The sequence below is a fragment of the Psychrobacter sp. CR212 genome (assembly GCF_059693765.1).
In genome coordinates this window covers 146,354-167,179 of sequence record NZ_JCATIF010000001.1, presented here as the reverse complement: position 1 = coordinate 167,179, position 20,826 = coordinate 146,354, and the positions used below count along the sequence as shown (strand labels likewise).

Below are 20,826 nucleotides of genomic sequence, written 5' to 3'. Positions count from 1 at the left end.
GCTCCTATTGTTTGTTCGTCGGTTGATTGTTAGTGCTTTCTTTGGCTAAGCTGTCTGTTGATGAGCCTTCTGTTACCGCGTCTTCTTTTGGCAAATACTTCTCAAGAGCTTCGGCGCGGTGCGCCTCATCAGCCAATGGGAAGCCTAACTTGGCACGAGCTTCGACATAACCAAACGCAACCTTACGCGCAAGCGTACGTACACGCAGGATAAAGCGCTGACGCTCTGTGACCGAAATCGCACCGCGGGCATCAAGCAAGTTAAACGCATGAGAGGCTTTTAACACCATCTCATAAGCAGGCAACGGCAGGCCTGCTTCAACCAACTTATCTGCCTGCTGCTCATAAAAATCAAACATCTCACCCATCATTGGCACATCAGCGTGCTCAAAGTTATAGGTCGATTGCTCAACTTCGTTTTGATGGAACACATCGCCATAAGTGACGCGGCCAAACTCGCCATCTGCCCAGACCAAGTCATAGACGCTATCAACGCCTTGCACATACATCGCCAGACGCTCAAGACCGTAAGTGATCTCGCCTGTTACTGGGAAGCACTCGATACCGCCGACTTGCTGGAAATAGGTAAACTGGGTCACTTCCATACCGTTGAGCCAAATCTCCCAGCCAAGTCCCCACGCGCCAAGCGTTGGTGATTCCCAGTTGTCTTCCACAAAACGTACATCATGCACCAATGGATCGATACCAATAGCGCGTAGCGAGTCCAGATATAGCTCTTGAATGTTAGGTGGGTTCGGCTTTAGTACGACTTGGAACTGATAGTAGTGTTGTAAACGGTTTGGATTGTCACCGTAGCGACCATCAGTCGGGCGACGCGATGGCTGTACATACGCTGCGTTCCAACGCTCAGGACCTAACGAGCGCAAAAACGTGGCGGTATGAAACGTGCCCGCGCCGACTTCCATATCGTAAGGTTGCAATACCACGCAGCCTTTGTCAGCCCAATAATTCTGTAGGGTTAGGATTAAGTCCTGAAAAGTCATCGGTTGAGGAGTTTGGTCTTGTGTCATCGGGGTTGTCGCTTCGGATGTCATAGTTTGGGTTTTCATAGTAAGTCACTGTGAAATGGGTATGATTAAATAAATCTCTGATAGCACTCATCACCTATTTGGCAACGACGCTATTTGCCTGCTCACCTTACTAAAAATTGACTATTTTATCCATATTTACGTTAACTAAATTTGCGTTGTCGATAAAAACACGCGACTATATCCCTGATTTACGACCGAACCATCATAAAAAACGCCTGACCGGCGACTAATCTTGAAAACAAAAAAATACCCAAATGCGTGAGCATTCGGGCAGGAGGAAAATTGTATCTTGGGCATCCTGATGATTCAGGCTTTTTATTTTTGGAGACTGCTTGTTGGACAGCTGCTTGTGGTACAGATTTATTTCTTTTAACGGGTATTAATGCCTAAATATTAAGCTTGGTTACTGACTTGGTTACTGATAGGAATCGCTATTGGCTTTTGGCATGATTATCCATAATACGATATAGATCAAAATACCCGGTACAGCAGCGCTTAGCGACGAGACAATTACAAATAGTAATCTGACCCACGTAGGTGACCAGCCGACATATTCTGCAATACCGCCCATCACGCCCGCTATCATGCGATTATTTTGTGAGCGATGTAATTTTGCTAACTTAGCCAAACTAAATACCTCTCTGTTATCTATTTTTATAATGTATTTTTTGTTTTTTTCTTGCTTCTTTAGTCTCAAGGCTACCTTGCCTTGCCATCTTATAAATAAGTATATCAATTCTTGAAAATTTATCTGTTGAAGGTATAGACGTACTTTGTGAGTTTATGATACGTAAGCTTGCCCTAACCTGTCATACCACCACGCAAGCCCCTGATTTTAAATAGTTATTTCAAAATGTTTCAGAATTTACTTTGTTGCTAAAACCTTGCTCTAGCTATTTACACAGTTCATTATTTTTTAAATGGATCAAAGAGATAAGTAGTGTTTTGATAGCGACTTGACAGTGGTAATGAATGCTCAAATCTTCAATTGTCAAAAAATCATCACTCGCTTTTTATTTTTAGATTCACACAAAAACCGCTGATGAAAAACATAATAATCTGTGTAAGAGTCAAATATAAGTCAGATTTACAATAACCTACCTGTAAATCCTCCAAAACCTTTATACCATGCTCATAAGTAACTCAGGTTTTAGAGAATTTATCCTTAAACCTGAAACAAATATAAGCCCAAAACAGAATAAGGATGGCTATGTACGACAACGGATTGATGATTGGACACTTTGAGCCCTTACATTTGGGGCAAATGCGCAGCATATTAGAAGCAGCAGGACAAGCAAAGACCCTGCATATCGTCATTATGACGCATCCATCACCGCATCCAGATTTTACGATCACCTTACAAGACAAAGCGCGTTGGCTACAGATGGCCTGTGCGGATTTGCCATTTATTCATATTCATACTACTGATGAGATCGAGTTACCGCTTCATGAGCATCTTTATGATAGTAGCGAAAATGTCAGGATCGATGTGGCGACTAGTAATGCCAAATTGCAGCGCTTGATAAAGGCATTAGCACTCCCTGCAGAGACAGCATTGTTTATGGCGGAGAACCACCCACTGACGCAGAGTGATGTACAAGAGCAACTTATCCTACAAGTGGTCACTACTACGCTACAGCCTGAGTTCGACTCGTACGCCATTGCTCGCGACCCAGTCGCCCATTGGTCAGCAATCCATCCAGAGGCACGCGCTAACTATACAAAAACCGTTGCGATCGTCGGCGGCGAAAGCTCTGGCAAGACAACACTGGTGCATAAGCTGGCTAATTACTATGGTGCCAGCTTTGCGCTGGAGATGGGCCGTCTGTATGTGGGCACAGATTTGGGCGGTAGCGAAGTTGGGCTACAGTACAGCGATTACGGCCCTATTTGTCTGGATCATGCGCAAGCGATACGCGATGCTAAAGCCAATGCAACGGCTCCGGTTACGATCGTTGATACGGATTTTGTGACCACACAAGCGTTTTGTGAAGAGTACGAAGGTCGCACGCATCCTTTTGTCGCTGCTTGCGTTGATGAGTTTCGCTTAGACCACACCATCATGCTCGATAACAATACGCCATGGGTTGATGACGGCATGCGCTCTTTAGGTACGCCTGAAGCACGTGGACGGTTCGAGCAGCGCCTACTAGACATTTTTGCTCGTCACGATATCGCGCCGCATATGATTGACCAGCCCGATTACGATGCTCGTTATCAGCAAGCACTGCAATTTATCGATCAGCATATTTATGGCAAAACATTATAAGAGGCATCAAAGAGTGCCCTATTTATCATCATTTATTCAGCTAGCGCGTTGCAGTTAACATTATGTTGTCGTTAGCACTATATTGAAATCAGTATCAATTTTAGAGGAAAAATTTATGCGTATTCAGCTACTGGATAACATCACCGGAAAATGGTCGATGCAATGGATCATCGTTTGGTTTATTTGCGGGGTCATTGCCTTATCCGCAGGTTTTTGGCTCACAACCGACCATACCATGCTTGATTGGTTTTACTTGGCTGTCTCGTTTATTGGTCTGATTTGTGTGGTGTCACTGTCATTTCGCAAAAACGTCATGGGCAATGGCTTTGGTATGGGCGCAACCGCAGGGGAAGTCATTGTACAGGCCACATCTGGCGCAGTGGGTCTGATGCTCGCGCCCCTATTTAACTTTTTTACCCATGTCTATGGCATCTTTTACTGGTCAAAACACACCGACCCTGATGGCGACATGATCCCAAAATCAGCGAGCAAAGCGGTGTGGTTGATCACTGCCGCATTTATCATCATCGGTCTTGCCCTTTTCCCAACCGTCAATGATCTACTGGCGAGCTACGGTTATGCCGTCGTAGAGGATGATAATAGCCTGTTTTTGGGATTCATCTCTTTCTTTTGGATCAACGTCATTGCCTTTGTGCTGTCTATTACCGCGCAAGCTGCCATGATCCTGCGTTATTCCTTTAACTGGTGGTTATGGATCATCGTCAACTTTGTCTGGCTGATCGTCAATCTCATGTCTGGCAACTATATTTTTGCGATTCAGACGATGGTGTATCAGGTAAACGCCTTTGTCGGTCTCTATGAGTGGCATCGCAGCGAACGAGGTTAATAGCAACATCTGTAGAAAAAAGCGTTTGAGATATTGAGATAAGTCTTACCAATATAGCATTGGCAATACGAGCGAAATTGACTGTGCCGTCTAACAGATAACATGGTGGACACGCGCAATTAGTGCTACAACTGGTACTAATTGCGCATGTTAATATTTAAATTGATAGCGCATGTCAGCGTCTTATTTCATTTACTAACAAGGAGGTTAGTATGTCTCGTCAACCCAAAATATCCAAACGCACGCTTGAGCAGTGGCTCAGTGAGTATGCAGTCAGTCACCAAAACCTGATTAATAAGAAAATCCATTGGCTATGTGTGCCGACGATTTTTGTGAGTTTGTTGGGGATGGGAATGTCGCTGTCTGTATGGTTTACTCTCGTACTGAGCGCATTAGTCTTATTATTTTATATACGCTTATCGACGCCGCTATTTTTGGCAATGGGGCTGTTTATTCTGATTTGTCTGTCGGTTATGGCGGCTATGCCATGGGGATTCAAAGCGTGGGCGGCAGTATTTGTTGTTGCTTGGATTGGTCAGTTTATTGGTCATAAAATCGAAGGCAAAAAACCCTCGTTTTTTGAAGATTTACAGTTTTTATTAATCGGTCCAGCATGGGTCGCCAACAGTTTGATGCAACGTAAATAATCATTAAATTGTCGCATCAGTTCTGCAAATATCCAATGTAGCTGTACTGTCTTTAATATTTATTATTCATAAAAAAACGCCACCCGATGCTTGGGTGGCGTTTTTTACGTGCTCTGTAGTTTATTTAGCAAACTTCCTAAGCAAGGCCATAGGTTGTCTATTCTCAAACAACAACATTAAGCACCAAATACTTTCATACGCTCATCAAGTGGCTTGAATTCTTTGTCGCCTGCTGGCTGCTCAATCTTACCAAATACCATTTGCGCTTTTAGTTCCCAATCTGCATCGATGTTCCAAGTGCTCGCGACTTTCTGGTCGATTACTGGGTTATAGTGCTGCAAGTTCGCACCAACATCAATGCTTGCTAGCGCCGTCCAGATGACGTACTGATGCATCGCGTTGGTCTGAGTTGCCCAAATTGGGAAATTATCAGCATATAAAGGCGCCGCTTCTTGCATGCCTCTCACCACTGCTTTATCTTCAAAGAACAATACCGTACCAGCACCCGCTCTAAAGCCAGCAATTTTGTCTTTGGTAGATTTAAACGCTTCTTCATCACCGACGATTGCACGTAGTACATCTTCAGTCATATCCCATAGTTTGTGATGATCATCGCCGAATAACACAACGACACGCGTTGATTGCGAGTTAAATGATGATGGTGTATGCAAGACAGCATGCTCAACTACTTTTACGACTTCATCGTTAGATACTGGCAACTGGTCGCTTAGTGCATAGATAGAACGGCGCTTTTCTGCTAATTGCTGTAAGTCTTTTAGTTCTGACATGGTACTTCTCCATATTGTTGTAGGAATGATTTGCTCTGGGTTGATAGACCTTGTCAATCTTATGATCAACAAGTTTTTATGAAATAGTTTGTTTATGTGGGCTATTATCGGAACAATTTACCTGAAACCCCATGTATTTTTTGTAAAAAAACTTAACGATGATGATTACCTTTGAAAAATAGATTAATAAATTTTGCGTATTAGTGGTTAACCTTTGAAGCCTTTGGGTAGTTCTGGTGCCACCAGACGCTGCATATCAGAATCCACTTCACCAAAACGCTCATGACCATTGTTCCAATCAATGACCGATTGCTTGAGCTCCTCTTTGTTGTCAGCGACAAAATTCCACCACAGTAATACTTGGTTGCTTAGAGGCTCCCCACCAATGAACATCAAACGTGTGCCTTTCTTTGCGACCAGCGTTATCGTTGTATCGTTAGAAACGTCTGTACGATGAAAACGTAATAACTGGTCTTTCTTGTATACTTGACCTTCAAACTCTAGCGCACCGACAACCACTAAAATACCGTACTCAAAGCTCGCCTCCAAATTCAGCGTGACGTCTCCATCTTCTAAAAAATGTACATCGATACCAACTATCTTTGAGTACTGCAACGTTGGCGCTTGATGGTGCTCACCAAATGCTGATTTGTAACTGCCCGTGGTCAGAATCAGCTCGACGTTGCCCTCAGTCCATGCTGGCAGCTCTGGGTAATGATGAAAACTGCGTTCAATCTGCTGGTCAGTGGGTAAAGCAATCCACAGCTGTATCATATTGATACTACGTGCAGCGACGCTTGAATCAGTATTGTCTGAGTCAGCATTGTCCAAAAAAACGCTTTGCTCTGTATGGCTGATACCTTGCATCAGCCCAGTACCTGCTGTCATGAGGTTGACTTGGTTTTTGGCAATGACTTGCGCGCTACCCAAGCTGTCTTTGTGTAAAATCTCACCATCAATCATCCAGCTAAACGTCTGTAGATTGGTATGCGGATGGCGACCAACTTGAACCCCTAAATCATCTTGAGCAAACTCAGCTGGCCCTGCATGATCCAAAAAGCACCATGCGCCAATCGGTTGTTTGCCTTTATTGGGTAATAACCGTGCGATAGGAACACCACCAACCTCCGTTGATCGTGGCTCTAGAGTTCTAATCGTCATGTGGCACCTCTTGATCTGTATGCGGTTAGTCGAGCGAACGAACGATGCTACGGCGCTCATCCGTGATCTACATAGAAAGCGGCACTTCCATCAGCAATACTTTTGCCGCCTCTTTCACTTCCATAGTGAAGTGCTTAGTATCCCAAACCCCAAGGCCATCTCGAGTAGACAAAATGTTACCGTCTATCACGACTGTTCCTGCAATCACAAAAATATAAACACCATTATTAGGATTGTTTAGTTGGTAGGTCTGCGTCACGCCTTCATCAAACTCTCCCATACTGAACCAAGCATCTTGATGAATCCAAACCCCTGCATCATCTGCATTTGGTGATAGCACCTGATTGAATTCATTGGGCGTCATGATGGTTCCCATGTGCACTTGCTGATAGCGAGGAGCAACACTCATTTTATTTGGCATGACCCAGATCTGTAAAAATCTCACAGCTTCTTCACGACTGCCATTCATTTCACTATGAGTGATGCCTGTGCCCGCTGACATGACTTGGATCTCACCCGTCTCAATCATGCCCTCATTACCGATGCTATCGCCATGCGCAAGTTTGCCAGCTAGAGGAATGCTGATAATTTCCATATCACGGTGCGAGTGCTTGCCGAACCCTTGACCACCAATGACAAAATCATCATTGATGACACGTAACACCCCGAAGCCAATACGTTCAGGATTATAGTAATTGGCAAAACTAAAAGTATGACGGCTTTTGAGCCAGCCGTGATTGGCATTACCGCGGGAGTCTGCTGCATGATAGATCGTTTTCATTATTTATCCTTAACTGTCCATACGTTTATTATCTATATATTTGTTATTAATTCACGTGATTGAACAATGTATCTATTATAATTGTTGACTATATAGAGATAAACAGACATAAGTGCAAATAACTATTCTTTTTATTAGAACAATAATGAGGCATCGATAATGGGACAGTTAGAAGACATGGCGATGTTTGTACGCATTGTCGAGGCAGGCAGCATCACTAAAGCCGCCGAACAATTAAATATTGCAAAGTCTGCCGTTAGCCGCCGCCTAAAAGACTTGGAGGCGCGCCTAGGCACTCAGTTGATCAGCCGTACGACGCGCCACTCTCACTTGACACAAGCAGGTGAGCAGTATTATCAGCAGGTCAACAGTATCTTAAACGCGGTTGATGCCTTGAACGAGACTACCAATGATACGCCAACGCGCATTGGGGGTACGCTAAAGATGACCGCGCCATTATCGTTTGGTCTTATGCATCTGACTGATGTGATTGATGAATACGCCAATCAGCACCCAAACCTGAAGTTTGAATTGGATTTTTCTGATCGGCATGTTGATCTGATTGAAGAAGGATATGAGCTGGCTATTCGAATCAGAGAGCTACGAGATTCTAGTTATCAAGCAAAGCCGCTGGCACGGATTCGTTGCGTCATCTGCGCCAGCCCCGACTATTTAAAAAAAATGGGCACACCTGATACATTAGAAGATTTGGAGGGGCATGAGTTTTTGCAATACAGTCTTGGTCAAACAAACAATATAGAGCTGATTGACGCACAAGGAAAAAAGCATTATCACGCGATGAACGCCAAAATTAAAGCCACCAATGGTGAGTTTTTAACGGATTTGGCAGTAAAAGGACATGGCATTACTGTCATTCCAACTTTCATCGCTTATAAAAAGCTGGCGCGTGGCGAGCTTGTACCGATTTTGCAGCAGTATCAATTGCCAATACTAAACGCTTATGCCGTCTATCCAAAAAATCGGTTTTTATCGCAGCGTTGTCGTTATTTAATTGACTTCATTGCTGAGCGCTTTGGTGATCATCCGTATTGGGATGATTTTTGATAAGATTTGATTGAGCAAGGTTAATCTTTTACAAAGCATAGCGTTGCAGCTACTTTAAGAAGCGATCTACTAGCAATAATTTCACGTTACTCAGTAATAGATGAGATTTCACCAATCAGCTTTTTAGTCTTATATCTTGCTTCTGCTAATGCCATCTTGTCTTGTGCCACAACGGTCAATACACATGGTTTGCCGATATAGTCTGTTTTGACAAACAGCATATTGCCAGACGTGGCTTCAACGATTGTGATATCGCACTTACCTTGTTTCATCTGGGCAGCTGATGAGTCGCTGAGCGCTGATAGCGTACTGCTCATCGCCGCAAACTTGTCGGATTGGTTGCTCAACTCTTTGATCGAGAAGCAGCTAATAGGAAAACCATCTGTGGTGCATAAGCTGACCAATATGATTTCTCTATTGGCCTCACACAACGCTTTCATGTGACCCAAAAGTGCTATTTTTGCAGGTGATTTTTCGTTTTGTGTAGTCATATCTAACATCAACCTTGATTGTTCAGGGTATTAAATAATGATAATAGAGACACAGCGGACTCTTTGTTTCTTGGATCTACATTGATCACAGGCGCGACTATATCGTGTTCCATCAGCATGACTCTGATCTCTTGTCCGAGCACAGCCACGCTTTGTTTATCGGCATCTTCGCAGTGAGTAATACCAACGATACAGGTCGTCTGCTTTTTTGCTGGTGCAAAAAAGTGTAGCAGTTTATCTAAATTTGCATAATCAGGCGTCTCGCCATGCTTGATTAAGATGAGCAAGCCCCACAAAGAGTGGTTGACAAATTCCCACAAAAAAGAAAAACGCTCTTGACCTGGAACTCCATAGATACCTAGTGCCATATCATCAGATAAAGTAATTCTGCCATAATCGATACCGACAGTCGTGTACTCTTTACCAATATCGATACTCGATCTTGCCTCTGTCTCAAAAGGGTTAATTTCACTCAACGTCTTAACCATTTGAGTTTTTCCAGCACCTACCTCACCAATGATAGCTAACTTCTGATAATTCAATTTTTTACCTCATTCCTAAGAATTTCTTGATCGCGCCATAAAACTTATTAGGCTTTTTTTCATTAACCTTTGGCTCGTCTAACGGCTGTGTCTCTGTCACGCTCAGTATACCTGATTGATCAAACCCATTGATTATTTCTGTGACTTGAGGAGAAGATCCAAACTCACCACTAGCGACCAATGTATCAAACGGATAAGGTTTTTTTGTCAGTTTGACACATAAATCCATAATCATTTGAGGATTACTGACATGATTTAGGTCAGGCCAAGCCAATAATTTGAGACTTTTACCTTTATAATCCTTTTGGGAGGCGGTATTAGACTTGTGTATATCAAAAAAGGGCTGAATACGTTTTGTTTGCTGCTCATCGAAACTGTTTAAGACAACGCTATTTTTTTCAATAAAATCATCAAAAAAAGTGCCTTGATCCACAAAGTCGAACACGCTGATGCCCCAATTACGAAAGCTACGTTCAGTTACACTTTTATTCAGAAAAACCCAGATATTTTCATGCCTAGTATCAGATGATATCTTAGCCATCAGTCTATCTACTTCAATATCAGGACCTTCCAGCACCTGAAGATACTGCCCTTCACGATAGGATATGATGCCTGTAATGTGTGACTGTGGATTGTGCTTACTAGAGACGCTAATGATGTCTGATAACCCACTAGGCATACGAATACTGCGATATTTGATAGGCACTCTGCTGACGTATGCAATACATTTCATTTTGCCACCATTTGATAGAACATCTAAAACTTAATTAAGTTCTTATAACTATATATAAATTAATAATTCGTTATATACATACTGTATATAACGAATTTGACCTTATTGTGTATCCTAGGTAATACATCAGATGTAATAAGGCAGAATCAATAAACTAGTGACTGGCTCAATTGATTTTGGCCAAATTATATTTCTAGTTTGCTTTCGATTGACTGTACTTTACGGCGTGCCAATGCAAGGTTCGCTTTTGATTTATCAAGTACTAAGTAGATAAATAAATCTTCATGATTGGCTGTCGGACGAATGATGTGTAGCTGAGACTCTAGTGTGATCAACATATCTTCGATTTCACCTTTGATGTCGAGTGATTTCATCGTTGCTACTTTTGCCTTTACAACTTGTGAGTTACCGGCAGCAGCCAGCTCAAGATCGACACCGCCACCAATCGTGCCTAACACCATACCTGACATATAATCCACAATGCAGGCACCCATCGCACCATCAAGATCCATTAACTCTTGTAAAGACTCATTGATATTTGACATACTTTTTCCTATTTTTCTGTGTTGAGATAATTCTCGATTAGAGACACTTGCATAATCGAGCAATATCAAATTATGCTAAGCTGAATTGACTATATAAACATTAGTATAACTTAAATATGCTTACTTACACTTAAGGAATTATGATAATTGAATACGAATAATTAAATGTATTGTTAAGTACAGGAACTATAGCGTAATCGTAAACAAATTTCCGTAGTGACTGTTATTATATTCTATATACGGGGTCAGGTCACATTTCTACTCGACCATTCAAGGAGAAATAACGACCACTAGGTAGGAAAAATCATACTAATTGATAATGATTATATTTTAGAGCCTAGAAACTACTTTTTTGACGTTAAATGGTAATCACTCCAAAAAATAATAACACTTAAAAGTAGAAACTAACTGCTAAAATACCAGCAGGAGTTTTGATATGAGCAAACGAATGACTGAGACCTAAATCGTATCGATATTAAAAGAAGCAGAAGCTGGGATACCTGCTAAAAAGCTGTGTCGTAAATACGGGATTGATAGCTCGACTTTTATAATGAGGAACGTTAAGAAACAGTCTGGGATACTGTTTTAGTGACGCAAGACGAAGCGATAGCGAAGTTAGATCCAAGTATGGAGGTATGGAAGCCTCTGATGTTAAGCGATTAAAAGAGCTTGAAGAAGAAAACCGTAGGCTCAAACAGATGTATGCTGATTTAAGCCTTAAAGCGCAAATGCCCGAAGAGATCATAAAAAAGCTATAGCGCCTGTACCCGAGCGCAAAGTCTGGGCGCAAGAATTGCAGGCGCAGTATGATGTCAGCATTGCAGTGAGTTGTCAGGTGGTCTGCATGAGTCGAACCGCTTACTACTATAAGCCTATGCTATCTGATGATAGTGAGATTATTGATGTCTTAAACAAGCTTACTGACAAGCACAATCGTTGGGGTTTCCCTAAGTGCTTTAAACGCATACGTAAGCTTGGCTATCAATGGAATCATAAGCGAGTACACCGTGTTTATACCGCGTTAAACTTAAACCTACGCCGTAAGTCTAAAAGACGGCTACCAGCACGTAACCCCCAGCCGTTAAGTGTGCCAAATGCATTGGGTCATACTTGGTCTATGGACTTTATGAGCGACAGACTACACAACAATATTCGCTTTCGAATCTTTAATGTGATTGATGATTACAACCGTGAAGTATTAGGTATTGATATTGGTACCAGTATGCCCTCACTTCGAGTAATTCGCTACCTTGACCAGCTAGCCGAGTGGCATGGCTATCCTAAGCAAATTCGTGTGGATAACGGCAGCGAGTTTACATCCAGCATATTCACTGATTGGGCATCAGCTCATGGCATCTATATTGATTATATCGAGCCTGGCTGTCCTTATCAGAATGCTTATATTGAACGGTTTAATCGCAGTTACCGCAATGAGGTTTTAGACTGTTATCTTTTTAATAATTTAAACGAGGTTAGTAAGCTGACTGAAGACTGGATCAAGGTTTATAACAACGAAAGACCCCATGATTCACTTAATGATATGACACCTACTGAGTACAGGCAGGTGGCTTAATTATTCTACGATGATGTTGTGTTAAGAATGGGGTATTTACAAAAGTACTCAAGTATTTAAGTTGATACGTCTAGTGCATAGCACTCATGACAGCTATTGCTACCTTGTTTTCTTTCCATAGAGCGTCGATCTGTCCTTTATCTTCCATTATTTATCTAAAAAGTAGCGCTAAGTCGGATTTTACGCATAAAAAAAAGCCTCACTATAAAGTGAGGCTTTTTGCGCTTTTTCAAGCCATATTTGGAGCGGGAAAAGAGATTCGAACTCTCGACCCCAACCTTGGCAAGGTTATGCTCTACCACTGAGCTATTCCCGCTTATTATCGAATCATCGTGTTGTCAACAACTACTCCGTCTCGATAGGCTGGCTATTTTAGCAAATATTCTGTGGGTGTCAACACCTTTTTTTAAAATTATGGCTGATATTTTCAGTCCAGACCTTCGTTTTTGAGAAAATACCACATAAGCAATTGATTTAAAGAAGGAATTGCTTTTAGAAAAATATAAATTATTTCATATTAATAATAGCACTTTAAGGTTTATCCTCTGACATTGATACCTACTACTTCATTTAAACCCTATCAGTCCACAGTTTACCTTACATCACGTTTGTAAAAGATTATAAATTTTTTTGCTATCATTAAAAGCAAAACGTTACTTCATTATGAACAATGTCTATTTCACTTACAATCATACGCTCTATTGTTACTTTTCCTATCTTGGTTTTACTTGGTTAACATTATTATACTTATTTACAATGATAGCTTAAACAGGCTTTTACTGTCTTAGTAGGTGATTGGGCGTCGATAAATAGCCATAAAAAATAGCGCCATTACTTGCTGCAACGAGATTTACTTTGTTTGATTTTTCTTTTTACCATTTATCGAGAGGATGCTTTTTATGAAAAAACTATTGACCACTGGTGTGATGACGGCTTCATTGTCAGCGCTCACATTGACAGGCTGTACCAGTACGACCAATACAGGTGCCGTTGGCGTCGATCGTCAGCAGTTATTGTTGGTTTCTAGCGAGCAGGTATTGCAACTGTCAGCACAGAGCTATACCAAAACACTACAAGAGGCAAAATCAAAAGGTCTACTAGACACCAATAGAGCTCAACTCAACCGTCTAAAAAATATCGCCAACCGTTTGGTAGGCCAAGTGGGTGTTTATCGTGCAGATGCAGCAAAATGGAAATGGGAAGTACATACGATCAAATCTGATCAGTTGAATGCTTTTGTTATGCCAGGTGGTAAGGTTATGTTTTACTCAGGCATCATTGACCGTTTGAACTTAACTGATGATGAGATTGCTGCGATCATGGGTCATGAAATCTCTCACGCATTACGTGAGCACTCACGTGAACGCATCTCACGCGAATACGCGACCCAAACAGGTATCGGTGTTGCTGCTAGTATCTTTGGTCTATCACAAGGTCAAGCGCAGCTAGCAAGCGTTGCTGGCGATCTAGGCTTGAGCCGTCCGCACAGTCGTACCCAAGAGAGCGAAGCCGATCAAATTGGTCTTGAGTTAATGGCGCGCGCAGGTTATAACCCGCAGGCCGCTATTACTTTATGGCAAAAAATGCAGCGTGCGAGCCAAGGCGAGCCGCCTCAATTCCTAAGCACTCACCCAACGAGCAGCAGCCGTATCGCGGAGCTACAATCATTGATGCCAAAAGTAACGCCACTGTATCAAAAGGCGCGTCGTTAACACGTGACTTGGCGTATTAAGCTACGACTCATGAAGTGCGCAAATACCAAAAAGCAAAGTACAGACTCTGAGCTGCGCTTTGCTTTTTTACTTTTACTATTTATGGTTGTCACAATTTAAGAGGTCTTAAAACGCGCGCTATACTGGTTTCTATGTCTGCTATAATGCCGATAGATATCATTTGCAGATTGCCTAATAGAATTGCGCAATATACATTGAAGGATTGTTATGAGCACTACACCTACCGCCGATGCACTTCATGCCAAGCTACAGGCTCTAGAGCCGCAGCACATTGAACTAATCAATGAGTCAATGGCCCATGCTGGCTATTTCGAAGGCAAAGAAAGCCACTTTAAGCTCACTATTGTCAGTGAGGCATTCGAGGGCAAGCGACTGGTCGGGCGTCATCAGCTAATATATGGATTGGTTACGCCTTTATTGACGTCACAAGGCGGTCAAGTACATGCCTTAGCCATTCATGCTTATACACCGACAGAGTGGCAAGGTCAAAGCCCTGACAGTCCATTATGCGCGGGTCAAAATAAATAGCTGACAATAAAATTTTTTAAATAAGCCCATATAATGCAGTTCTAGCAGGAGCAATATTCGATGAAACATCTACACATGCTGATGGCAGTACTGACCATTGTGCTGTTCTTATATCAGAGCTACTTAGTGCTCAGCGCAAATAGACGCGCGCCACGCGTGGTCAAAATCGCCACTCATATTATATATGCATTACTGATCCTGTCAGGTGCGATCATGCTCATGCAACTGATGAGTGTTAATGCGCCTGTACAGTGGGTATTTGCCAAAATCATCTTACTTATCGCAGCGATTAGCTCAAGCATCAAAGCCTTTAATGCCCATGCGACACCCACTCAGAGCAAAACAGGTATCCTGATTTCAGCTATCGCATATGTTGGCATTGTAATACTCGCCTTTGCCAAACCCGCCAACCTATTCTGATAAGCAATTGTCGTTGTAGCAGCGCTTTAATATTTTGAGTAAATATCGTACTGCTATCGCACAAGCAGCCGTATTGATAAGACAATAAAATATTTAACCATTTATATTTTTTCAATATCTTAAACATGCTATTTTTGCTATCTTAAATAGATATAAATACAATCACTTAGCCTAATGGAGCCACTATGAAAACGTTCACCACAGCGACACTACTGGCAACAGTTGGCGTTTTTGCGCTCTCAGGCTGTGCCTCTACGGGCAATGTCACGCCGCAATATGTGCCGCCCAGCACTTATCAAAACTATGATTGCCAAGCATTGAGCCAAGAATACAATCGCGTCAACCGTTATGTCGAAGCGGCGCGCAATGAGCAATCTACTTTTGCAGCGTCCGGCGTGGGCGTGGGGATTTCTGCAGGACGCTGGGGTATCTCTCCCAATATTAGCTTTGGGGTTGGCAAAAGCAATAATACCAAAGCGCGTGACGCAAAGTTATCGCGGCTCTATGGTGAGCGCGATGCGATTATCCAATCTGCCCGTATTCAACGTTGTAGTTTTGCCAATGGCATCAAGATTTATGGTGAATAAGATTTAGCGATCTGCACTCTCGTTAATATAGAATCGTGACATAACAAAAAAGCCAATACGCGCTCAGCATATTGGCTTTTTTATAGCTATAACTTTTATGAGTCATACTCTAATCTGAGTAATACTACTTTACTAAGCCCTACGCCTGCAGGCTTTGCACCCACTGGATGATTTGATTGCTTGGTAGTGTGCCTGACTGACGCGCGACTTCCTTACCATTTCTGAAGGCAACCATCGTCGGTAAGCTTCGGATATTATAAGGGGCTGCCGCTTGCTCGTATTTATCCGTCTGTACTTTGGCAAACACTACCTGCGGCAATTGACCAGCAGCCGTCTTGAACTCTGGTGCCATCATAATGCACGGCTGGCACCAGCTCGCCCAAAAATCTACGATGGTCAATACGTCGTTTTTTTGGATAACCTTATTGGCCGTTTGTGCATTAAGCTCATGCGTGCTTGCGGTCAATAATGATTGACTACATTTACCGCATTTCGGTGCAGCGCTTAGCCGTGCAGCCGGAACACGGTTGGTGGCCTGGCAATGCAGGCATACTAAATGAAAACTGTGTTCACTCATTATCTGTGTCCTATTTTAATTGTTCTGGAGTGTCTCGATCGGTTTGTATCAATAATTTTAGCATAGTCATTTATAGATAAGTGCCTACCCTACAGCGCGATACGATATATCATATTTTTTAGGGCGTGACACGCTTTGATTTATTCACCAAGGACATTGATAGGTACTTTTAGATAGCGCGTACCGTTGTCCTCTGGCGCGGGAAAGTTCCCCGCATCAATATTCACTTGTACCGCTGGTATAATCAGACGCGGCATGTCCAAGGTCGCATCGCGGCGCTCACGCATTTGCACAAACTCTGCTTCGTTGATACTGTCTTTGACATGGATATTTTCTAATTTTTGCGCCGCAACGGTAGTCGTTGGGCAGTGCTGGCGACTCTCACGCGGATAGTCATGACACAAGTACATCACAGTATCTTCAGGGAGTGCGAGCAGTTTTTGGATAGAGCGATAAAGCGTCTTTGCGTCACCGCCTGGGAAATCACAACGAGCCGTGCCCACATCAGGGGCAAATAACGTATCGCCGACGAAGACCACTGTTTTCTCATTATCAGCCGCCACATAAGCCATATCGGCACGGGTATGACCCGGCACATATATTGCGGTAATCGTAATATCACCAAGCGCTAGTGTCTCACCATCGTCCGTCAAAATATCAAACTGACTGGCATCGGTGCGGAAACTGGTATCAAAGTTAAAGATTTGCTTAAATATTTTTTGTACTTCAGTGATGTGCTGACCGATGACCAATTGTCCACCAAGGCTTTCTTTGACATGGATCGCCGCCGATAAATGATCCGCATGAGCGTGCGTCTCAATAATGTATTTCAGCGCCCAACCGCGCTCACGTACGAACTCAATGACCTCGTCAACGCTGCTTGTGCTCGTCCTGCCTGATTTTGCATCAAAGTTTAATACTGGATCAATCATGGCACATAGCTGCTGCTCGACATCAGCCAGTACATGTGTGTAGGTTTCTGTGTCTCTATCTAAGAAAGAATGAACTTGCATGGCTGCCTCTTTGTCTATTTATGAGTGTTGTGGCAATGTGGTTTTTATATTCAATTAACGCTTAAGTATGATATCGAGTCGTATATAATGATTGCTTATCATTACGATTTATTTGTTATTACTAATATAGCAACTGCAATACATTTTATCAATTTATATAATGTAAATAACGATATCTTGCTATGTGGCGCGATATCATTGATAATCAACCATATATTATTAAAAATAATATGGCAGTGACTGCCCTATTATATAAGGAGCTTATTCTGGCTACTTCTACTTCACCAATGAGTACATCTACTCACAGCGCTCACCATGATACCTCCTCTGATAGCGCCGACTTTTCATCTATTGATCTTGCCAAACAAATGCAGCAAGCATCGATGCAGGCCAGCCAATTACTAAAGTCGCTCTCTCATCCTGATCGCCTACTTTTACTTTGTCAGTTGACACAAGGTGAGTACTGCGTCGGTGAGCTTGAGGGGTTGGTTGGTGTTGGACAGCCAAGCTTGTCGCAGCAACTGGGTATCTTGCGTAAGGATGAGCTGGTTGCCACTCGCCGTGAGGGCAAGCAAATTTACTATCGTATCGCAAGTGATGATGCTTTAGCCGTATTAGATCTGCTTTATCAGAGATTTTGTGCCAAAACCGAATAATGCCGTACTCGCCTGACTGTTTTATACTGCTTTCTATCTTGGTGATGTATTGATATGTCTTCTATCGCTGCACGTCTGATTCCTACTTGGCTGCGCCAATACCAACTCACAGCATTACCGACTGATCTGGTCGCAGGACTGGTGGTGGGCGTACTGGTGATACCACAAAGCCTAGGTTATGCGGTACTTGCTGGTCTACAGCCCGTGTATGGTCTGTATTCTGCGATCGTGCCTGTACTCGTCTATGCTTGGCTTGGTTCTAGCAACGTACAAGCTGTTGGGCCCGTCGCGATCACTGCCATCATGACGGCCAGTGGTCTACTGCCTTATGCTGAGCAAGGCACAGAGCAGTATGCCCTGATGGCGAGTTTATTGGCATTAATGGTAGGGGCATTGCTGTGGATTGCAGGGCGACTAAAGCTTGGCTGGATTATGCAGTTTATCAGTCGCGGCGTCTCAGCAGGGTTTGTGAGCGGCGCGGCAGTGCTTATCTTTGTCAGTCAGCTAAAGTATCTGATGGCGATACCTATCGCTGGTAGCAGCTTGGTTGGCTATTTATCTACCATGCAGCGCTATGCCAGTCAGGTGCATCCGCTGACCTTAGTGATTGGTATTATCGCGTTTGTACTTTTGGTCGCTAACCGCTATGCGAGTCAATGGGTATGGCGAACGTGGCTGTCATCATCGTATGCCAAATGGGCCGAACGTTTATTTCCATTGGTTTTACTGGGTATTGCTATCGTTCTAAGTATGCTATTACACTGGAATTCGTTAGGGGTTGCGACCATTGGTCGTATTCCACAAGGTCTACCCAGCTTTACACTACCGCATATGACCGACCTACAAGAAGCGCTCAAACTCTTGCCGACCGCAGGATTGATGGCACTGATCGTCTTTGTCTCTAGCAGTTCCGTTGCCAGTACTTACGCACGCTTGCGCGGTGAGAGCTTCGATGCCAACCATGAGCTGACGGGTCTTGGTCTTGCCAATCTATCTGGCGGACTGTTCCAGAGCTTTGCGGTCGCAGGTGGCTTTTCACGCACGGCGATCAATGCGGATTCAGGTGCAAAGACACCCCTTGCCAGCCTTGTGACGGTGCTGGTAATGATTGCCGCGCTGATTGCCTTTAGTAATGCGCTTGCACCCTTGCCTTATGCGTTACTCGGTGCAACCATCATGGCCTCTATCATTGGTCTGATAGATATTGCCACTTTAAAGTCTGCTTGGCAACGCGATCGCTTGGATGGGGCTAGCTTTTTGGCAGCGTTCGTCGGTGTGCTCATATTTGGGCTAAATACGGGTTTGGTTATTGGGCTAATGGTGTCATTCGCCAGTCTCATCTGGCAATCAAGTAAGCCACATGTCGCCATCGTGGGACAGCTGGGCGGTATCGGACACTTTCGCAATATCAATCGTCACGATGTGGTGACTTTTGACAATTTATTGATGCTGCGTATCGATGAGAGTCTGTTTTTTGGCAATAGTGAATCGGTACACCGCCGTATTCTAAATGCCATGCAGCAATATCCAGCAGCGCAGGAAATTATTTTGATCATGGCAGCGGTCAATCATATTGATCTGACAGCACAAGAGATGCTCAGTACCTTAAATAAAGAGCTTGCGCTGCAAAACAAGCGCTTACATTTTAGTTTTATTAAGGGCCCTGTCATGGATATCATCGGGCAGACCCCGCTCATTAGTGAGCTGTCAGGGCAGGTATATCTCAGTACGTTAGATGCCGTCGATGCCTTGAAGGACATTTAGCTGCGTCATTATTTTTGTACCGCACTTTCAATCGCTACTGTCGTCTATCGTACAATATCGCTATGATAGAGCCTGTGTTATGCTAGATTGACTGAACATAGGCTAATGGTACATAAACACATATCACCCGTCGTTTCAGTCTCTACAATGCATGACCTTATTTTTATCATCTCTGCCACGAGCTCAATAATAAATATATATTAATAACGATAACTGAAGCTATTTATGACCGATGACCTAACGATTTATAAGCAAATCTATCCAAGCCAATGTATCAAAATTGCCGAGCTTGGCTATCGCTCAGTACTCAATATACGTCCAGACGCTGAGATCGAAACGCAGCCAAACAGCTGTGATTTGGCAACTGCCACAAAAGAAGCAAACTTAACCTATCATCATCTACCATTCGATGATGAGCGCTTGAGTATGCTGACCGTAGAGCAGTTTGCTGAGTTTTATCATGCGATGCCAAAGCCCATATTGATGTTTTGCGGTACGGGCGCACGCGCCAAACTGCTGTATCAAAGCGCATTGATGCAGGGCTTGCTATAGTCATATTGCTCGCTTTGGCTCAATCATAAATGTATTTTACACCACCAACTCAACCAATAAAAAAGGAGCTCCTATGAGCCATGAAGTTAGCTTTACCGGACAGATCACCCCTGACCAAGTGCCTATGATTGCCGAAAACGGCTTCAAAACCATTATCAACAACCGTCCTGACGGTGAAGAACCAAATCAGCCAACCAGTGCAGAGATTGAAGCTGCAGCTAAGGAAGCAGGACTTGCTTATAAAGAGATTTCATTCTCAGGTAATGGCTTGACGCAGCAGCATGTCGAAGCATTTGCAGATTTCTTTAACCAAGCTGAGCAGCCAATGCTTATCTTTTGCCGTACGGGCAACCGCTCAAACGGTATCTATGAAGCCGCCAAGCAAATGGATTTATTAGACGATTAGTCTTTCGCCAAATTAACGAAATGTCCTACTTAAAACTGAAAACGCCCGTCCATATATTGGATGGGCGTTTTTTGGGATATCATTTGAATGATAGAGA

Annotated in this window: 23 protein-coding genes, 1 tRNA gene and 1 pseudogene; 13 read left to right on the top strand and 12 right to left on the bottom strand. The window is 43.2% G+C overall.

Annotated elements, in window-relative coordinates:
- Positions 1-4: 4 nt before the first annotated feature.
- Both glyQ and AC58CZ_RS00690 read right to left on the bottom strand, forming a co-directional pair.
- On the bottom strand, positions 5-1,003 hold the full coding sequence (gene glyQ / locus AC58CZ_RS00695) for a glycine--tRNA ligase subunit alpha (protein ID WP_494223753.1): 999 nt from the start codon (positions 1,001-1,003) through the stop codon (positions 5-7).
- A 463-nt stretch (positions 1,004-1,466) separates the two neighbouring features.
- The gene (locus AC58CZ_RS00690; protein ID WP_201597988.1) at positions 1,467-1,679 is read right to left on the bottom strand and encodes a PspC domain-containing protein; all 213 of its coding nucleotides are present in this window, start codon (positions 1,677-1,679) and stop codon (positions 1,467-1,469) included.
- 582 nt (positions 1,680-2,261) lie between these two features.
- Between AC58CZ_RS00690 and nadR the strand changes: the two genes are divergently transcribed.
- The 3 genes from nadR to AC58CZ_RS00675 all read left to right on the top strand — a co-directional run bounded on the left by nadR (position 2,262) and on the right by AC58CZ_RS00675 (position 4,814).
- A complete protein-coding gene (nadR, locus tag AC58CZ_RS00685) occupies positions 2,262-3,320 on the top strand; it encodes a multifunctional transcriptional regulator/nicotinamide-nucleotide adenylyltransferase/ribosylnicotinamide kinase NadR (RefSeq protein ID WP_494223655.1) in 1,059 nt (352 codons plus the stop codon).
- A 115-nt stretch (positions 3,321-3,435) separates the two neighbouring features.
- Positions 3,436-4,167 (top strand): nicotinamide riboside transporter PnuC, encoded by a 732-nt coding sequence (pnuC, locus tag AC58CZ_RS00680; RefSeq protein WP_494223656.1) that lies wholly within the window; start codon positions 3,436-3,438, stop codon positions 4,165-4,167.
- 212 nt (positions 4,168-4,379) lie between these two features.
- Positions 4,380-4,814 (top strand): Mpo1 family 2-hydroxy fatty acid dioxygenase, encoded by a 435-nt coding sequence (locus AC58CZ_RS00675; RefSeq protein WP_075107150.1) that lies wholly within the window; start codon positions 4,380-4,382, stop codon positions 4,812-4,814.
- Between the two features lie 176 nt (positions 4,815-4,990).
- Here the strand turns inward: AC58CZ_RS00675 and AC58CZ_RS00670 are convergent, their stop codons facing one another.
- From AC58CZ_RS00670 to AC58CZ_RS00660, 3 genes are all read right to left on the bottom strand, one after another.
- Positions 4,991-5,602 carry a nitroreductase family protein gene (locus AC58CZ_RS00670; RefSeq protein ID WP_058025043.1) on the bottom strand — a complete coding sequence of 204 codons (612 nt, stop codon included), beginning with the start codon at positions 5,600-5,602 and terminating at the stop codon, positions 4,991-4,993.
- A 207-nt stretch (positions 5,603-5,809) separates the two neighbouring features.
- On the bottom strand, positions 5,810-6,763 hold the full coding sequence (locus AC58CZ_RS00665; protein WP_494223657.1) for a pirin family protein: 954 nt from the start codon (positions 6,761-6,763) through the stop codon (positions 5,810-5,812).
- 67 nt (positions 6,764-6,830) lie between these two features.
- Entirely contained in the window at positions 6,831-7,544 is a 714-nt protein-coding gene (locus AC58CZ_RS00660; RefSeq protein ID WP_494223658.1) for a pirin family protein, read from the bottom strand.
- 159 nt (positions 7,545-7,703) lie between these two features.
- Between AC58CZ_RS00660 and AC58CZ_RS00655 the strand changes: the two genes are divergently transcribed.
- The gene (locus tag AC58CZ_RS00655) at positions 7,704-8,609 is read left to right on the top strand and encodes a LysR family transcriptional regulator (protein WP_075107146.1); all 906 of its coding nucleotides are present in this window, start codon (positions 7,704-7,706) and stop codon (positions 8,607-8,609) included.
- Positions 8,610-8,695: 86 nt separating this feature from the next.
- Here AC58CZ_RS00655 and AC58CZ_RS00650 read toward each other — a convergent pair whose 3' ends face one another.
- From AC58CZ_RS00650 to AC58CZ_RS00635, 4 genes are all read right to left on the bottom strand, one after another.
- Positions 8,696-9,100, bottom strand: a complete 405-nt coding sequence (locus AC58CZ_RS00650) for a roadblock/LC7 domain-containing protein (protein WP_143506577.1) — start codon at positions 9,098-9,100, stop codon at positions 8,696-8,698.
- Between the two features lie 8 nt (positions 9,101-9,108).
- Positions 9,109-9,642 carry a GTP-binding protein gene (locus tag AC58CZ_RS00645; protein ID WP_494223659.1) on the bottom strand — a complete coding sequence of 178 codons (534 nt, stop codon included), beginning with the start codon at positions 9,640-9,642 and terminating at the stop codon, positions 9,109-9,111.
- 4 nt (positions 9,643-9,646) lie between these two features.
- Entirely contained in the window at positions 9,647-10,375 is a 729-nt protein-coding gene (locus AC58CZ_RS00640) for a BLUF domain-containing protein (RefSeq protein WP_289115065.1), read from the bottom strand.
- Between the two features lie 185 nt (positions 10,376-10,560).
- A complete protein-coding gene (locus AC58CZ_RS00635) occupies positions 10,561-10,920 on the bottom strand; it encodes a hypothetical protein (RefSeq protein WP_058023797.1) in 360 nt (119 codons plus the stop codon).
- A gap of 463 nt (positions 10,921-11,383) precedes the next feature.
- Between AC58CZ_RS00635 and AC58CZ_RS00630 the strand changes: the two are divergent.
- Positions 11,384-12,493 (top strand): annotated as a pseudogene (locus tag AC58CZ_RS00630) (IS3 family transposase).
- 241 nt (positions 12,494-12,734) lie between these two features.
- Here AC58CZ_RS00630 and AC58CZ_RS00625 read toward each other — a convergent pair.
- A tRNA-Gly gene (locus tag AC58CZ_RS00625) sits at positions 12,735-12,809 on the bottom strand.
- Positions 12,810-13,392: 583 nt separating this feature from the next.
- Between AC58CZ_RS00625 and AC58CZ_RS00620 the strand changes: the two genes are divergently transcribed.
- The 4 genes from AC58CZ_RS00620 (at position 13,393) to AC58CZ_RS00605 (ending at position 15,761) form a co-directional block, all read left to right on the top strand.
- Positions 13,393-14,205 (top strand): M48 family metalloprotease, encoded by an 813-nt coding sequence (locus AC58CZ_RS00620; RefSeq protein ID WP_494223660.1) that lies wholly within the window; start codon positions 13,393-13,395, stop codon positions 14,203-14,205.
- Positions 14,206-14,433: 228 nt separating this feature from the next.
- A complete protein-coding gene (locus tag AC58CZ_RS00615) occupies positions 14,434-14,754 on the top strand; it encodes a BolA family protein (RefSeq protein ID WP_058025709.1) in 321 nt (106 codons plus the stop codon).
- A gap of 60 nt (positions 14,755-14,814) precedes the next feature.
- Positions 14,815-15,174, top strand: coding sequence for a SirB2 family protein (locus tag AC58CZ_RS00610; protein ID WP_186473680.1), 360 nt, complete (start codon positions 14,815-14,817; stop codon positions 15,172-15,174).
- A gap of 185 nt (positions 15,175-15,359) precedes the next feature.
- Positions 15,360-15,761 carry a hypothetical protein gene (locus AC58CZ_RS00605; RefSeq protein ID WP_494223661.1) on the top strand — a complete coding sequence of 134 codons (402 nt, stop codon included), beginning with the start codon at positions 15,360-15,362 and terminating at the stop codon, positions 15,759-15,761.
- 139 nt (positions 15,762-15,900) lie between these two features.
- Here AC58CZ_RS00605 and trxA read toward each other — a convergent pair whose 3' ends face one another.
- Together trxA and AC58CZ_RS00595 are read right to left on the bottom strand one after the other, a co-directional pair.
- Complete coding sequence (gene trxA, locus AC58CZ_RS00600; RefSeq protein ID WP_494223662.1) at positions 15,901-16,338, bottom strand: thioredoxin; 438 nt, start codon at positions 16,336-16,338, stop codon at positions 15,901-15,903.
- Positions 16,339-16,478: 140 nt separating this feature from the next.
- Positions 16,479-17,351, bottom strand: coding sequence for an MBL fold metallo-hydrolase (locus tag AC58CZ_RS00595; RefSeq protein ID WP_494223663.1), 873 nt, complete (start codon positions 17,349-17,351; stop codon positions 16,479-16,481).
- A 182-nt stretch (positions 17,352-17,533) separates the two neighbouring features.
- On the opposite strand from AC58CZ_RS00595, the gene AC58CZ_RS00590 reads away from it, so the two are divergent.
- The 4 genes from AC58CZ_RS00590 (at position 17,534) to AC58CZ_RS00575 (ending at position 20,729) form a co-directional block, all read left to right on the top strand.
- Positions 17,534-18,007, top strand: coding sequence for a metalloregulator ArsR/SmtB family transcription factor (locus AC58CZ_RS00590; RefSeq protein ID WP_494223664.1), 474 nt, complete (start codon positions 17,534-17,536; stop codon positions 18,005-18,007).
- Positions 18,008-18,061: 54 nt separating this feature from the next.
- Entirely contained in the window at positions 18,062-19,771 is a 1,710-nt protein-coding gene (locus AC58CZ_RS00585) for a SulP family inorganic anion transporter (protein WP_494223665.1), read from the top strand.
- 225 nt (positions 19,772-19,996) lie between these two features.
- Positions 19,997-20,323, top strand: coding sequence for a protein tyrosine phosphatase family protein (locus tag AC58CZ_RS00580; protein WP_058025715.1), 327 nt, complete (start codon positions 19,997-19,999; stop codon positions 20,321-20,323).
- Between the two features lie 73 nt (positions 20,324-20,396).
- Positions 20,397-20,729: a protein tyrosine phosphatase family protein gene (locus AC58CZ_RS00575; protein WP_071003008.1), complete on the top strand. Its 333-nt coding sequence runs from the start codon at positions 20,397-20,399 to the stop codon at positions 20,727-20,729.
- Positions 20,730-20,826 lie beyond the last annotated feature (97 nt).

Excerpts from the sequence above, each read along its gene's own strand:
- pnuC (WP_494223656.1), top strand. The coding sequence starts at position 3,436 with ATGCGTATTCAGCTACTGGATAACATCACCGGAAAATGGTCGATGCAA.
- trxA (WP_494223662.1), bottom strand. The coding sequence starts at position 16,338 with ATGAGTGAACACAGTTTTCATTTAGTATGCCTGCATTGCCAGGCCACC.
- AC58CZ_RS00585 (WP_494223665.1), top strand. The coding sequence starts at position 18,062 with ATGTCTTCTATCGCTGCACGTCTGATTCCTACTTGGCTGCGCCAATAC.
- AC58CZ_RS00595 (WP_494223663.1), bottom strand. The coding sequence starts at position 17,351 with ATGCAAGTTCATTCTTTCTTAGATAGAGACACAGAAACCTACACACAT.
- AC58CZ_RS00615 (WP_058025709.1), top strand. The coding sequence starts at position 14,434 with ATGAGCACTACACCTACCGCCGATGCACTTCATGCCAAGCTACAGGCT.
- AC58CZ_RS00580 (WP_058025715.1), top strand. The coding sequence starts at position 19,997 with ATGACCGATGACCTAACGATTTATAAGCAAATCTATCCAAGCCAATGT.
- AC58CZ_RS00675 (WP_075107150.1), top strand. The coding sequence starts at position 4,380 with ATGTCTCGTCAACCCAAAATATCCAAACGCACGCTTGAGCAGTGGCTC.
- nadR (WP_494223655.1), top strand. The coding sequence starts at position 2,262 with ATGTACGACAACGGATTGATGATTGGACACTTTGAGCCCTTACATTTG.
- AC58CZ_RS00650 (WP_143506577.1), bottom strand. The coding sequence starts at position 9,100 with ATGACTACACAAAACGAAAAATCACCTGCAAAAATAGCACTTTTGGGT.
- AC58CZ_RS00620 (WP_494223660.1), top strand. The coding sequence starts at position 13,393 with ATGAAAAAACTATTGACCACTGGTGTGATGACGGCTTCATTGTCAGCG.
- AC58CZ_RS00605 (WP_494223661.1), top strand. The coding sequence starts at position 15,360 with ATGAAAACGTTCACCACAGCGACACTACTGGCAACAGTTGGCGTTTTT.
- AC58CZ_RS00575 (WP_071003008.1), top strand. The coding sequence starts at position 20,397 with ATGAGCCATGAAGTTAGCTTTACCGGACAGATCACCCCTGACCAAGTG.
- AC58CZ_RS00635 (WP_058023797.1), bottom strand. The coding sequence starts at position 10,920 with ATGTCAAATATCAATGAGTCTTTACAAGAGTTAATGGATCTTGATGGT.
- AC58CZ_RS00590 (WP_494223664.1), top strand. The coding sequence starts at position 17,534 with ATGTGGCGCGATATCATTGATAATCAACCATATATTATTAAAAATAAT.
- AC58CZ_RS00665 (WP_494223657.1), bottom strand. The coding sequence starts at position 6,763 with ATGACGATTAGAACTCTAGAGCCACGATCAACGGAGGTTGGTGGTGTT.
- AC58CZ_RS00640 (WP_289115065.1), bottom strand. The coding sequence starts at position 10,375 with ATGAAATGTATTGCATACGTCAGCAGAGTGCCTATCAAATATCGCAGT.
- AC58CZ_RS00610 (WP_186473680.1), top strand. The coding sequence starts at position 14,815 with ATGAAACATCTACACATGCTGATGGCAGTACTGACCATTGTGCTGTTC.
- AC58CZ_RS00670 (WP_058025043.1), bottom strand. The coding sequence starts at position 5,602 with ATGTCAGAACTAAAAGACTTACAGCAATTAGCAGAAAAGCGCCGTTCT.
- AC58CZ_RS00660 (WP_494223658.1), bottom strand. The coding sequence starts at position 7,544 with ATGAAAACGATCTATCATGCAGCAGACTCCCGCGGTAATGCCAATCAC.
- glyQ (WP_494223753.1), bottom strand. The coding sequence starts at position 1,003 with ATGACTTTTCAGGACTTAATCCTAACCCTACAGAATTATTGGGCTGAC.
- AC58CZ_RS00655 (WP_075107146.1), top strand. The coding sequence starts at position 7,704 with ATGGGACAGTTAGAAGACATGGCGATGTTTGTACGCATTGTCGAGGCA.